Origin of the sequence: Pedobacter psychrodurus, assembly GCF_032678585.1 — a bacterium.
Taxonomy (GTDB): domain Bacteria; phylum Bacteroidota; class Bacteroidia; order Sphingobacteriales; family Sphingobacteriaceae; genus Pedobacter; species Pedobacter psychrodurus_A.
The window spans coordinates 25,109-39,198 of the sequence record NZ_JAVTSN010000062.1 but is presented as its reverse complement, the minus strand read 5'-3'; the positions used below and the strand labels follow the sequence as shown (position 1 = coordinate 39,198).

Sequence of the window (14,090 nt, the reverse complement as noted above, 5' to 3'; positions counted from 1 at the left end):
AGGAGCAGAAATTATTAATTTCTACTCCTTTTTTCTAACCCAATATTGAAGGGACTTTTTCAGTGCCCTCCCCATCCGGCAGGCTTTTTTATGTTTTATATTTTTTTTGATAAAAATTATTCAATTGATAATCAACATCTTAATTTCGCTACTATAAAAATAGTTTGTAAACTATTTTTATAGTAGTAACTTCATATAACCGAACTACAAAAATAGTTGCTATGATAAAAGAACTTACAAAAGCTGAAGAACAGATCATGCTCATCCTTTGGGAAATGGGCGAAGCCCTGGTAAAAGACGTGATTGAGAAAATGAACGAACCCAAACCCGCTTACAATACGGTTTCGACCGTAATCAGGGTTTTGGAGGGTAAAGGTTTTGTCGACCATAAAGCCATCGGCAATACGCACATCTACTTCCCTATCATTAAAGAAACTGATTACAAGCGTTTTGCATTCGACAAAGTGATGAACAATTACTTCGAAAACTCTTATGAGAGCCTGGTTTCTTTTCTGGTGAAGGAAAAAAGTATGAGTAGTAAAGAACTCAATGAAATTATCCAATTGGCAGAAAAACTTAAAAAAGACAAATGATGAGCTGGTTATATTATTTACTCGAAGCAAATCTATACCTCCTATTATTTTATGGGTTTTACAGATTATTTCTCCATCAGGAAACCTTTTACGGACTAAACAGATATTACCTGATTTTCAGTTCGATACTGGCTTTTGTACTTCCATTTTTTCAGTTGGGATTTTTAAAGGCGCCACTAATCGCAGAGATTATCATAGAACCAACCGAGGAAATTAATCAGGTTAAGTTCACAGGAAATTTGCCTTTAGAAAATTATCAGACCAGTATTTTTACTGCCGACCATTTCATCATTGCCATTTATTCTTTGGTTACCATCGCTTTTCTATTTAAAATGCTTTTTGGCTTATCAAAAATCATCAGGATGCTTAAACTGCCATCTACTCCACTTGAAAATGGGGTGAAACTGATTGATTTAAAGGATTCTAAAATAGCATTTTCGTTCTTTAATCTGCTGTTTATAGATCCCGCTTTACCAGAGAAAAATACCATCCTCAAACACGAATTGGTGCACATTAAACAAAAACACAGTCTGGATGTACTCTTGTTCGAAATCATTCAGATCATCAACTGGTTTAACCCCATTTCTTATCTGGTTAAGAAAGACATCAAGTTGATCCACGAATACCTCGCTGATGAAGAGACAACCAAGTACGATGTAGAAAAATATCATTATGCAATGTTTTTGATCCAAAATTCAACAGGCATCCAAAACTTAACCTTAACTAACCAAATATTCAGCTCATCCATATTAAAAAAACGAATTAGTATGTTAAATCAAAAGAAATCAGCACGTTGGGCAAGGCTCAAATTGCTAATGGTATTACCCATCACTGCCGGGATATTATGTCTTTCTACCATGGCCTTTACAAAAGATTATGGATTTGTGGAGCTTGGCTCTCCGTTAAGTAAACAATCAACAATACGGGATACCATTAAGAAGGCAGATAAAAAGAGATTTCCAGCGCCACTTGCAATAGAACCGAGACCCGCTTTTAAGCAGAAAAAACTTCCTAAAAAAGTTGATCAAGTTAAATTTCCACCTCCTATTGTGACATCCGATAGTCAAACCTCTTTTTATCCAACACATGAGTATAGCGGTAAAACAAATATGGCCACAAGGGTTGAAAAACGATATATCATTATCAATGGACAGCCAATAGATGATAATAGCACATTTTATGGTGTACGTAACACCAAATCGGTAAAGTACCTCAGTCAGTTAGCGGCCATTAAGAAATATGGAAAGGAAAAGGGGAAAAATGGAGCGGTAGAAATTACAGGCGATAACATTCAATATGCTCCGAAAATATCTCCTCCACCTCCCATAAGTGCAGATGACAAAAAACTTAATAAAGTAATTCTTTTACCACCGCCACCTCCAATAAAAAATAAAGACGCCAACAATATTGTTTACAATCTGGACGTAGATTTAGACCGGAGTAAAGGGGATAAACTAATCACTCCAGAATCAGAAAAAGGTAAAAAATCAATCTCGATTTATAGCGACCGTGGAGAGAAAGTGTACATATCCCCCGACTACAAAGACGATTGGAATGGAAAGTTAAATGCGTTTTCCAAGAAGACGCTTATACCGGGTAACTATTCTTATGAAGTAGTTATACCACAATCAAAAGGAGAGAAAAACAAAGTTATAAGGGGCTACATATCAATAAAATAAGTACTGCAGTACATAAACCACAGACTTCATTTCAATGAAATTTTCCTCAAAGTAAGCTGAAAGTGGATATCATTCTGCTTTCAGTTTTGATATCATATCATTTTTTCCCAGGGCAACACCTCGATACCATTACTACGGTTTTGTGCAGTTTTACCTGTATAGCAAACCAAGGTTTTTAGTGTTTTTTCATCATTGGGTATGCCCTTAAAGTATAACAAACCTTTTTGATAATCGGCATTCATTGTCGCACCAGCCTTAATTTCGATAGCAGTAACCGTTGTGGGCATATCAAGCAATAAATCTAGTTCATTGCCCGTTTTATCTCGCCAGTAATATAAATTATCCTGCAAACCTTTATTTAAGCGTTGTTTAAGCAAATCGATAACCATCATATTTTCAAACAGCGCACCTATACTAGGATGCAATGATACTTGCTCTATATTTTGCAAGCCTAATAAACTGCAGGCCACACCAGTATCATAAAAATAAAGTTTTGGAGCCTTAATAATCCTTTTATTATAATTATTGTAAAATGGTTTGAGCAGGTAAATGATATAGCTCGATTGCAAAATGTATAGCCAAGCCTGTACTGTTTTTGCATCAATACCACAATCGTTACCCAACGATTGCATATTTAAAATTTGCCCTGTTCGGCCTGCACATAAACGCAAAAACTTCATAAACAAGGCCAGATCTGTAATATTTTTAAGCTGACGCACATCCCTTTCTACATAAGTATTAATATAATTGGGATACCAATCAACAGCATCAATTTTTTTAAATAAAGGTTCAGGATAACCTCCATTAAAAATCTGATTTTCGTAAGTTGACAATAATTTTGCTGTTTTTAATTCTCTTAAGCTACATGGCAATAAATGTAAATAAGCAACCCTTCCTGCCAAAGTTTGCGATATATTCTCCTGCATTAAGAAGTTATTACTACCGCTAAGAATAAAAAAACCAGCTTTATTGTTTTCATCCACAATTTGTTGGATATAAGAAAACAAATGCGGTAGCTTTTGTACTTCATCTAAAATAGCGCCGTTTCTAAACTGTTTTAAAAAGCCATTCGGATCTACAGTAGCAAATTCGGCTACATCAGGTTCTCTAAAGATACATAAGGTTTACGTGGGAAAGTAGTTTTACAAATGGTAGTTTTACCACTTTGCCGTGGGCCAACAACAGCAACCACCCTAAATTTTGAGGCCAATTGTTTTAATCTATTTTTCCCAACCCTTTGTATCATAATATAAATATGAAACAAAAATGGACAAATCCGGAATTCAATTCCGTATTAGGACAATTAAAAAACACAAAATATTAAAAATCAATTACTTAATTATTTTATATTAAAATAATTATTACTAAAAAAACTAAAATCAGACCACAAATGGCCGAATAAAGAAAAACCCTACCACTAAAAATTTCTCTGAAAAATTGGACTGAATGGTCTCTTTTTGATAGACTTTATTGCGGTACGTACACCACGTACTTCGTTTCGAAGAAATCTTCCTCAAAGTATGCTGAAAGCGGATACAATTCTGCTTTCAGTTTTGATTCTTTGATTTCTTCAGCCAAATCGCCACCTTTTAGGTACAAAATGCCGTTCGGAATAGCATTTAGTGAATCTTTTTTAAATTTGCCTTGTATCCATGGATAAAATTCACCTAAGCGCGTTACCGCCCTAGAGACCACAAAATTGAATTTCTCCTTAATCTGTTCTGCTCTTAAATGATCGGCCCTTAAATTCTCTAAACCCAAGGCCGAAGCCACTTCTTTAACCACTTTAATCTTTTTCCCGATAGAATCCACTAAGTAAAATTCCGTTTCAGGAAATAAAATTGCCAAAGGAATTCCAGGAAAACCACCACCCGTACCTACATCTAAAACCGATTCGCCTGCTTTAAAAGTACAAACTTTGGCTATCCCTAAGGAATGTAATACATGGCGTTCGTATAATTCTTCAATATCTTTTCTTGAAATTACATTGATCTGTGCATTCCAAAAGCTATATAAATCAAACAGTTGAGAAAATTGGGCAATCTGTTTTTCGCTTAAATCAGGAAAGTATTTTAAAACGATATCGGGTTTTACTTCAAGCATATTGTAATTACTAAAGGATAAAATTATTTCCAGTTTACTTTTTTCTTGCCAAATAAGGCTAAAAATCCATTCAGGGTCAAAAACAGAAACAAAAGTATATCTAAAATCGGGAACCACCAACGTAAATCGCCATAGTTTAAGCGTTTTAGTAGTTTTGGATAGATGAAACACCTGACGATAATACTTAAACCGAGGATGCCCAAGGCTACATATTGTGCATCGCGACTAAAAAACATACAGGCTGCAAAGAAAGCATAGAACAAAAACTGAAATACAATCTGAAGGCTCAGAATAAACTTATGTTTTGATTTATACAGCTTTCCGGCTCCAAAATGACGTTTCTTCTGTCTTAAATAACCTCCCCAGGTTTTATTGGGTACACTCCAAACATGGCTATCGCGATGTAATCGAATCTCAGTATTGTACTTATTGGCATGTGCATTTACGAACAAATCGTCATCCCCTGAAGGGATATGCATGTGTGCTGCAAAACCTTTATTTTTAAAAAAAAGCGTCTTTTTATAGGCCATATTACGTCCCACCCCCATATAAGGCATTCCTTTTAATGCAAAAGACAAATAGTTAACAGCTGTAAAAAAGGTTTCGAAACGAATCAGTGCATTTAAAAGGCTCCTTCTCTTCATATAAGGCGAATAACCCAACACAATTTCTGTATTTTCATCTGCAGGCGGTTGCATATCCATCAACCAACGCTCAGAAGCAGGTTCACAATCTGCATCTGTAAAAACCAGCCAATCATGCTTGGCAGCCTTTATTCCCATCGTTACTGCAAATTTCTTACCTGCAATAAATTTATCATTATCTAAAATTTTAACCACTTTCAGGTTACGGTATTTCTTCTCCAGTTGCTCTAAAAACTCTTCTGTACCATCCCATGAGCGATCGTTAACCACTACAACTTCAAATTCCGGATAATCCTGATTAAAGAGCGAAGGAAGGTATTGTTCTAAATTTTTTATTTCATTTCGGGCACAAACGATCACACTTACTGGTTTTCGGGCCGATAAGGGCACCTCTTCGATGCTTACATTAGCCAATTTTAAATGGACAAAAAGCACATAATAAAGCTGAACCAAAAGGCAAAAAGCCAGTATAGAGAGCAGTATAATTTCAAGCAGGGTTAATATCACGATGGTAAAATAAATAGGCGCAAATTTCTCATTTTTAATCTGTAAAACACTTTTATGTGGATAAAAAATTAAACAAAATAATGCCCTCAATTTTTGCTATTTTTGGCAGATTTTTGACGAGAAAAAATACATATGAACCGTTTACCATCAAAATAACATTTAGTATATAATAAAACGTATTTTGATGGGTGATAAGCTCCATCTCACAACTGGAGAAAAATAAATAACAACAGATGAAATTTAGTTTACAGGCTAACGATCCACTATCAAAAGCCAGAGCTGGGACGGTAACAACCGCCCATGGCGAAATACAAACCCCTATTTTTATGCCTGTGGGCACTGCCGGAACGGTAAAAGCTGTACATCAGCGTGAACTGAAAGACGATATTGATGCAAAAATCATTCTTGGCAATACTTACCACCTCTATTTAAGACCAGGTTTAGACATCCTTGAAAAAGCAGGTGGATTACACAAATTTATTGGCTGGGACCGCCCAATTTTAACAGATAGCGGCGGCTACCAAGTGTATTCTTTAAGTAAAGTTCGTAAAATTAAAGAAGAAGGTGTTACATTTCACTCACACATTGATGGGTCAAAACACCTTTTTACTCCTGAATATGCAATGGACATCCAACGTACCATTGGTGCCGATATCATCATGGCTTTCGATGAGTGCACGCCATACCCATGCGACTATACTTATGCTGCTCAATCGATTAAAATGACGCACCGCTGGTTAAAACGCTGTTGTACACGTTTTGATAGCACCGAACCTAGATACGGTTTCGACCAAACCCTTTTCCCTATTGTTCAGGGTTCGGTTTATAAAGATTTACGAATTAAATCGGCAGAATTTATTGCCAGTATGGACCGTGAGGGTAATGCCATTGGTGGGTTATCTGTTGGTGAGCCTGCGGAAGAAATGTACGCCATGACAGAAGTGGTGTGTAATATATTACCGGAGGAGAAACCACGTTACCTAATGGGTGTGGGTACACCGATCAATATTTTAGAGAATATTGCGTTGGGCATTGATATGTTCGACTGTGTAATGCCGACCAGAAATGCAAGAAATGGCATGCTTTTTACCAGAAATGGGATCATAAACATCAGAAATAAGAAGTGGGAGAATGATTTTTCTCCTTTAGATCCGGAGAGCGATCTTCATGCTGATTTAGTAACCAGTAAAGCTTATTTAAGACATTTGGTGCACAGTAAAGAGATGCTTGGCGCACAAATTGCTACCTTACATAATCTACATTTCTATTTATGGTTAGTAAAACAGGCCAGAGAGAAGATCATTGCTGGTGAATTTTACGAATGGAAAAACAAAATGGTTAAAGTATTAGGTAATAAGCTATAATATGAATCTGTTAAAAGGGAGAATAAAAATCATCGATCAGTACATTATCGGAAAATACCTCGGTACATTTATTTATACCCTGGCCATTTTCGTGATCATTATTATTGTGTTCGATCTTTCGGAAAAGATGGATGATTTTATGAAAAGCGGCTTAAGTTTTTGGGGAATCCTTTCCAAATACTATGCTGGTTCTATTCCTTTTTATGTGAATATGCTATCACCCCTGATCAACTTTATTGCCGTAATTTTCTTTACCGCTAAGATGGCCGATCAGACAGAAATTGTCCCGATATTAAGTGGCGGAGTAAGTTTTAACCGTTTTCTATTTCCTTACCTGGTATCGGCTACGATTATTTTTTCAGCTAATTTATTATCCAATTTATACATCTTACCTTATACCAATACTTTAAAAAACAAATTCGAAAATACCTACGTTAAACGAAACGATCCTTCCGCAAAATTGAACATCCATATGAAACTGGATGACAAAACCTATATTTATATTGATAATTTCGACAACAAAACGAATTCGGGATACCGGTTTTCTTTAGACAATTTTAACGGAGATATTTTAACCAAAAAGATCGTAGCCGAAAATATAAAATGGGATTCGCTTAAACGCAAATGGCAGTTAAGCAATTACTCGATCCGCAAAATTGATGGGCTTAAAGAAACCATGATTTATGGAAATGGAAAGCTCAAAGATACCATTCTGGACATGCGTCCGGATGATTTCTCTGCCTATGATAATGTGGTTCAGAATTTAACAACAAAGGAACTGTCGGAGAAGATCAGAAAAGAGAAAATCAGGGGAACAGGTGTGATGAACGATCTGCAATTTGAAAAATACAAACGTTATCTCCATCCGCTTTCGGCCTTTGTATTAACACTGATTGGCGTAGCCCTATCTTCACGTAAAGTGCGAGGTGGTGTTGGTGTATCATTAGGTATCGGAATCTTCATTAGCTTCGCTTATATCGTCTTTAATCAGTTCACCCAAATGTTTTCTACCAAGGGTGGACTACCTCCATTCGCGGCTGTAATTATGCCAACGGTCTTCTTTGGTCTATTGGGTTTTTACCTATTGAGAAAAGCGCCTAAATAGCGATGGAAGCCACTAAAAAAAACTTATTAATTCTTCATCTTACCGTATTTGTTTGGGGCTTTACAGGCGTGCTTGGCAAATTAATTTCTATTGATGCCGTACCTATGGTATGGTACCGGGTACTGATTGCAACTACTACACTTTTCGCCTGGTTTTTAATCACAAAGAAGGACATTAAGATTAGCAAAAAGCAGTTTATCCAGTTTTTTTTAACCGGTGGAATTGTTGCCATCCATTGGATATTTTTCTTCCACGCCATCAAAGTTTCTACTGTTTCGGTAACCCTGGTGTGCCTGTCTTCTTTCACTTTATTCACAGCAATACTAGAACCATTGATTAAAAAACAGCCTATTCAAATGGGCGACATTTTGATCGGTTTACTGATTATTTTAGGCATATACATGATCTTTAAATTCGAAGGCCAATATACTTTGGGGATCATTTTTGGTTTGCTGGCAGCAGTGGCATCAAGTTTATTTTCGACCATAAATTCAACACTGGTACAGAAAAGCGAGCCTGCTATCATTGGATTTTATGAGTTGGTTGGTGCACTTTTTTGGATTACTTTATACCGTTTATACGACGGAACTTTGTTACATACGCACTTTAACCTGAGCGCTAAAAACTGGCTCTACCTGATCCTTCTTGGCACGCTTTGCACATCAGTTGCCTACGTTGCAGGCGTTGCCGTTATGAGAACTTTATCGGCATTCAGGGTAGCATTGATAACCAACCTGGAGCCTGTTTACGGAATCGTTCTGGCCTTCATATTCTTTCAAAACAAAGAGCAGATGACAGGTGGTTTTTATATTGGCGCAACGATTATCCTGGCCTCAATATTCCTCTATCCCATCTATAAAAAGAGAAAGAACAAACTGTAAATATTGACATTTTAAATCCAATAGATTTCAATTAAACCTCCTGATTGATCTTTTATTTCCATCTCAAAACTCAATCACCCCACCACTCTTTTCGACTGATTTCCTTACAGCATGCCAAGCCATAGGTTAAAAATTCTATCAATAATTTTAAATGTAAGGATAACCAGAAAACACAAATAAAACATTGATTGGAGCTAATTACAATACCTGCTCGAAGACAATATCTGTTACGAGATTAACCTGCTATATAAGGCAAATCGAACGCTTATAACCTAAGCGTAATTCATTTCAAATCGCGAAAAACTTCGTTCCTTCACCTACCTTTCACATCGCAATCCAAATAAAAAAAAACGCTCTCGGCAATACTAAAACAAACGCTGAATGAGGTGGCTATTCAAAAAACACAAGCAGTAGTTAATGAATAGATGGCAACCATTCGACATAGAAAAATACACATCCAGATAGTACAGCAACACGTCGTATTTCGACCAACTCAAATACCATATCATTAGGCCTAATCAGTAAAAATTACATCAACAACATAACAGATGAGGTCTCAAATTAAGTAAAAATTTATTAGGATGTTCATCAAAAAAAAAAAAAAACGAAACACAATATTAAAACTCATCAAAATCAACCGAAATTCATTCAAAATTATTCTGCTGAATCAATATCATCTTGTTGAATCTAAATCATAGGCGATCTAAAATTAACCGTAATTTTTTTTGCTATCTCGGGAAGACAAACCAGATCTGTAAACTATAATAACGATCAGAAAGAGATGGCAAAAAACAACCTACTCATATTGAAACTCACTATTAGAACACCTAACCTAACTAGCCGTAAAAAGTATTGAAGATTCTTAAATCTACATCTAAAATCATCAAAAAACCGCTAACAAAAAACCTTAACTATGCACATAAATATCTGCGAAAAAATTAAACGAAATGACAATAAAAATTATGCTTCTAAAAGGGCAAAAATTGGAATAAAATCATGACACTAAACCGAGTGATATATTAATAGGTATAAGCTAAAAAAAAGGTTCTGAAAAAAATAAAAATAGACAATAATATACCACCAAAAGCTTACCAGTTTTTAGACTAAAACTATATCATAAATAGACCATAAAAGACAATTAAAATTACGATCAAATTAATAGGAAACCCGTTCAAAATCAGAACCTCAAAAAATAAAAAAAAAGCTCTACTTAACAGGTCTTATAATCAGCATATTTTCTAATCAATATATACAGCACTTGAGTTATTGACTTGTTAACAGGAAAAAATAGTTGAATAAAACATCACATATTTTAATGCAACATGATTTCCTGTATCACTAAAAATCATCTGGAGACACACAAACAGCGGGTCAATTTCTGGGTGAATTGCAACTAAAATATGGTCAAAAACGCTGTCTTAAACTTCGTTTTTCAATTATAATCTAATGCAAAATCGCAAAAAATGAATCCATTTAGCAGTTTGAGAAAAAGAAGATTAAAAACATAAAAAACCGGCTTAAAACATCAAAAAACGCCATTTTTACACCAAAAATAAAAATTCGTTTATAAAATTCGCAAAACACCAATAATGGCGAATATCTCAAAGAAATGGCATTACAACTTCAAATCATTTGTAATTTTACCCTCCAAAACAGCCAAATAATATACAAATCTCTCACCTGAAGTTGAATTCATCGCAAGAAAACAAAAGAATAAATTCCATATTGAGCCCCTTTTGAGCTGCTATTTAAGATGGTCAAACTGATTTCCTGACACCTTAATGTTGGCTAAGTCAAAGCTCGAGAGCATAAGAATGAAAGCGAATGACCAAAAACAACAATCAGGAATTAGGTCAAATATTAAAGACAATTTGTCACAAACATCTAATTACAGGAACAAACTCACTTTTATAAAAGGCACCTTACTACCTATATATTATTCAAAAAACGTATAGCCAAACCACCGTCCCAATAGAGATTTTAAACGTCAAAAAATCATTTCTAAATCCATTTTATAAAGCCAAAAACTTAGCCGGTTTACCCAGCTTTTACAATCGATAAAGGCATCAGGTTTATTAAGATCTAAACGTTTTTTGATCAATTAACTCGGCTGAATTGAATTCTAAAAATCTATACGAAATTTCAAAAAGGAGATAAAATTTTCAAGGAAAATCGATTAATAAGTGTAAATTAAATTCATTAAACTGTTGAGATAAAAAATGTTGACAAAAGCCTTTCTTGATGGTAAAATTCATCAATATATAATTATAAAACAACAAATAAAGAATTTACATAAAACTTATTAACATTTAAAAATCAGACAATTAAATAATTTTACATAAATTAAATGTTTACAAAATTCAATACCTCCAATTTTTAAAAAACTAAATATTTTAGCAAAGAATTTAGATGAATTTAAATATATTAAACAAAAAACTAACTATCAAGTACTTAAGCGTAATTACTTTAAGCTTAACATCACCATCAGTTTTTGGGCAGATTTTCAGCACTGAACAAAACCCACTTAGTGTAAAATGGAACTACATTTCATCAGGGGGCTTTAAAATCATTTATCCGCAAGAACTGGAGAAAGAAGCCCAAAGAATGGCCAACACCCTACCCTTCATCTACCCTAAAATAGGCCTTGGTTTAAGACAGCAAAAAACCTCCATTCCACTCCTATTACAGAACCGTGGAACCCTCGCAAATGGCTTTGTTCAGTTGGCTCCTAAGAAGTCGGAGTTCTATGCTACACCACCACAGTTTTTTGATAGTCAGGATTGGTTGAATAACCTTGCCGTGCATGAGCTCAGACATATTGCACAGTTTGACAAATTGACAGGAACGCAAGTACACCCCTTCCCAGAGCTGGTTTACTTCGCTTACTTTGGCGCCGGCATCCCTACCTGGTTTTTCGAGGGCGATGCGGTAGTTAACGAAACTGCACTGACCTATTCGGGCAGGGGCCGGCAACCCAATTGGATCATGCCTTACCGGGCTTCAATTTTGGAAGGCAAAAAAATCTCTTACAGCAAAGCTTATTTCGGGTCGAATAAGGACGTAACACCAGGCTACTACCAAACCGGATATCTGATGGTATCAGACATGAAAGAAAAATACGGTCAGTTCATTTCCGACAGTCTACTTGGCGATATCAGAAAAAGACCGGTAAGACTTTACCCATTTTCACAGAGCCTAAAAAAATTCACAAAACAAAACACCCGGCAATACTTTCTTTCTACCCAAAACAAGCTCGCTGAAAACTGGAAAATACAGGAAGAAAAATCGAAGACTGAAAACTATGAAAGTTTAAATAAAAAACCGGCTTTAGCTACCGATTATTTTCTTCCAGTCCGTTTAAATAAAAACCAGATTTTAGCACTAAAAGAAAGCAAGACTGATGCGCGTTATTTTGTCATTATTAATGAAGATAAATCGGAACAAAAATTATTTGGAATCAGTTATCAGGAACAACCTTGGTTTAGCTTAAAAAATAAGCTTTTGGTGTGGGATGAAATACGTTACGATCCGCGATATAAACAACGGAGTTATAGCGTAATTTGTTCGTATAATTTAAAGACTAAAAAATTCAAAAAATTAAGCAGCAAAAGCCGGCTCTTCTCTCCCAGCCTTTCTAATGATGGACAGAAAATTATCGCAGCCAAAGTGGAGCTGAACAACCAGTTCAATTTGGTAGAAATAGATGCCAGTTCTGGAAAAATCTTAAAGACTTATCCAAATCCAGCGAATGAAATTTTACAGACGCCATCTTTTGATCAATCGGGAAACAGGATTGCATATATCAGCGTTACGGAAAAAGGAAAAACTTTATGGCTGATTGACGGAGATAAAAAATTAGAGCTGATTTCAAATAGCAGACAGCAATTGAGCCGGCCGGTTTTCATCAACAACAAAATTGTTTTTAACGCACATTTTAACGGCATAGATAATATCTACAGCATCGATCCTGGATCAAAAAAAATCAGTGCACTTAGTGCTTCAAAATATGGAGCCTTTAACCCTACTGAAAGCGCTGATGGCAAAATCATTTTTAACAATTATAAAATCAATGGTTATGAAATTGCCGAAGCAGCATTAATGGAAAAACCAGTTGGCGAAAATAACTTTGTAGATTTTTCTGCCGCTGCAGAAAAGCAGGAAAACGTTGGAAACGTTTTTGATCAGATTCCCGACAGCACCTACCAGTCTAAGCGTTATCACCAGGCATTAAACCTGTTCAGTTTTCACAGCATTATTCCGGTTATCGATAATGAATATCTTTTCGGACTGGAACTGCAATCGAACAATCTGCTTAACACCATGGACTTTTATACAGGTGCAAAATACCACCGCGATTTAAAACGTTTTGAATACACTGCAGACATTAGCTATAAGGCACTTTATCCAGTGTTTAGCTTATTGTACCGCAACCGTCCGAAAAGAACGTTCTACCGCGCTAAAAATGCGATACAACAAGGCGACTGGAGAGAGAACTATATTAAGCTAAATGCATCGCTTCCACTTTCGTTTAATGCACGAAATGAGAGTTATGCTTTTACACTAAACGCAGCCACTAGTTTTACGCAAAGGTACCTTCCGCAAAACATGCCCGGCAACTTTATCCGCGAACTGAAATTTCCGATGGAATACAATTTCACTTTCAACCATAGTGTGCGTACAAACGAAAGAGACATTGCTCCGAAATGGGCACAGGTATTCAGGGCAATGTACAACCACCAACCCTTCGACAAAAATTTAAAAGGAGAGGTCCTTGCGCTCGAAAGTTTCCTTTACTTTCCGGGGCTTGCCAAAAATCATTCGTTTTTAGCAAGCTTCAATTACCAAAAAGCAAGTGGTGTAAATCAGTATGCCACCGAGATTGCAACGGTTTACGGATATAACAATATCCTCGCGAAAAGTGTACTGCAAAACAGCTTGCTTCTTAACTACCGTTTCCCTTTCGCTTTCCCTGATTGGGAGTTGGGTCCGTTGGCTTACGTAAGAAATTTCAGGGCGGGTTTATTTTGCCATTACGAGAACATTGGCAAAGGCACCACCTTTAACGATCCGAAAACTTATGGAGTAGAATTAAACACGAGCGTAAACCTTTTGCGCTATCAACCTGTTGTAGATTTAGGAGCACGGTTGGTTTTTGTTAATCAGATTTACAATCAAAATCCGATATTAGAGTTTTCATTTAATTATAGCTTTTAA

At 35.8% G+C, this 14,090-nt stretch carries 10 protein-coding genes; 6 read left to right on the top strand and 4 right to left on the bottom strand.

Annotated elements, in window-relative coordinates:
• Window positions 1-221: 221 nt before the first annotated feature.
• Window positions 222-593: a BlaI/MecI/CopY family transcriptional regulator gene (locus R2S57_RS27360; RefSeq protein ID WP_316848096.1), complete on the top strand. Its 372-nt coding sequence runs from the start codon at window positions 222-224 to the stop codon at window positions 591-593.
• On the top strand, window positions 590-2,272 hold the full coding sequence (locus R2S57_RS27355; protein WP_316848095.1) for a M56 family metallopeptidase: 1,683 nt from the start codon (window positions 590-592) through the stop codon (window positions 2,270-2,272). The genes R2S57_RS27360 and R2S57_RS27355 overlap by 4 nt, the downstream gene beginning before the upstream one ends.
• A gap of 92 nt (window positions 2,273-2,364) precedes the next feature.
• Here R2S57_RS27355 and R2S57_RS27350 read toward each other — a convergent pair whose 3' ends face one another.
• The 4 genes from R2S57_RS27350 to R2S57_RS27335 form a co-directional block, all read right to left on the bottom strand.
• Window positions 2,365-3,387 carry an ATP-binding protein gene (locus tag R2S57_RS27350; protein ID WP_316848098.1) on the bottom strand — a complete coding sequence of 341 codons (1,023 nt, stop codon included), beginning with the start codon at window positions 3,385-3,387 and terminating at the stop codon, window positions 2,365-2,367.
• Window positions 3,366-3,518, bottom strand: a complete 153-nt coding sequence (locus tag R2S57_RS27345; protein WP_316848094.1) for a hypothetical protein — start codon at window positions 3,516-3,518, stop codon at window positions 3,366-3,368. The genes R2S57_RS27350 and R2S57_RS27345 overlap by 22 nt, the downstream gene beginning before the upstream one ends.
• A 221-nt stretch (window positions 3,519-3,739) precedes the next feature.
• Window positions 3,740-4,375: a 16S rRNA (guanine(527)-N(7))-methyltransferase RsmG gene (rsmG, locus tag R2S57_RS27340; protein ID WP_316848093.1), complete on the bottom strand. Its 636-nt coding sequence runs from the start codon at window positions 4,373-4,375 to the stop codon at window positions 3,740-3,742.
• 23 nt (window positions 4,376-4,398) lie between these two features.
• Entirely contained in the window at window positions 4,399-5,616 is a 1,218-nt protein-coding gene (locus R2S57_RS27335) for a glycosyltransferase (RefSeq protein ID WP_316848092.1), read from the bottom strand.
• A 143-nt stretch (window positions 5,617-5,759) separates the two neighbouring features.
• On the opposite strand from R2S57_RS27335, the gene tgt reads away from it, so the two are divergent.
• The 4 genes from tgt (at window position 5,760) to R2S57_RS27315 (ending at window position 14,090) form a co-directional block, all read left to right on the top strand.
• Complete coding sequence (tgt, locus tag R2S57_RS27330; protein ID WP_316848091.1) at window positions 5,760-6,890, top strand: tRNA guanosine(34) transglycosylase Tgt; 1,131 nt, start codon at window positions 5,760-5,762, stop codon at window positions 6,888-6,890.
• A 1-nt stretch (window position 6,891) separates the two neighbouring features.
• A complete protein-coding gene (locus R2S57_RS27325) occupies window positions 6,892-7,995 on the top strand; it encodes an LptF/LptG family permease (protein WP_316848090.1) in 1,104 nt (367 codons plus the stop codon).
• A gap of 2 nt (window positions 7,996-7,997) precedes the next feature.
• Window positions 7,998-8,876: a DMT family transporter gene (locus R2S57_RS27320; protein WP_316848089.1), complete on the top strand. Its 879-nt coding sequence runs from the start codon at window positions 7,998-8,000 to the stop codon at window positions 8,874-8,876.
• A gap of 2,409 nt (window positions 8,877-11,285) precedes the next feature.
• Window positions 11,286-14,090, top strand: coding sequence for a hypothetical protein (locus tag R2S57_RS27315; RefSeq protein ID WP_316848088.1), 2,805 nt, complete (start codon window positions 11,286-11,288; stop codon window positions 14,088-14,090).

What these genes read in the sequence shown, in the direction of transcription:
- R2S57_RS27360 (WP_316848096.1), top strand. Translation starts at nt 222, where the DNA reads ATGATAAAAGAACTTACAAAAGCTGAAGAACAGATCATGCTCATCCTT.
- R2S57_RS27355 (WP_316848095.1), top strand. Translation starts at nt 590, where the DNA reads ATGATGAGCTGGTTATATTATTTACTCGAAGCAAATCTATACCTCCTA.
- R2S57_RS27345 (WP_316848094.1), bottom strand. Translation starts at nt 3,518, where the DNA reads ATGATACAAAGGGTTGGGAAAAATAGATTAAAACAATTGGCCTCAAAA.
- rsmG (WP_316848093.1), bottom strand. Translation starts at nt 4,375, where the DNA reads ATGCTTGAAGTAAAACCCGATATCGTTTTAAAATACTTTCCTGATTTA.
- tgt (WP_316848091.1), top strand. Translation starts at nt 5,760, where the DNA reads ATGAAATTTAGTTTACAGGCTAACGATCCACTATCAAAAGCCAGAGCT.
- R2S57_RS27325 (WP_316848090.1), top strand. Translation starts at nt 6,892, where the DNA reads ATGAATCTGTTAAAAGGGAGAATAAAAATCATCGATCAGTACATTATC.
- R2S57_RS27320 (WP_316848089.1), top strand. Translation starts at nt 7,998, where the DNA reads ATGGAAGCCACTAAAAAAAACTTATTAATTCTTCATCTTACCGTATTT.
- R2S57_RS27315 (WP_316848088.1), top strand. Translation starts at nt 11,286, where the DNA reads ATGAATTTAAATATATTAAACAAAAAACTAACTATCAAGTACTTAAGC.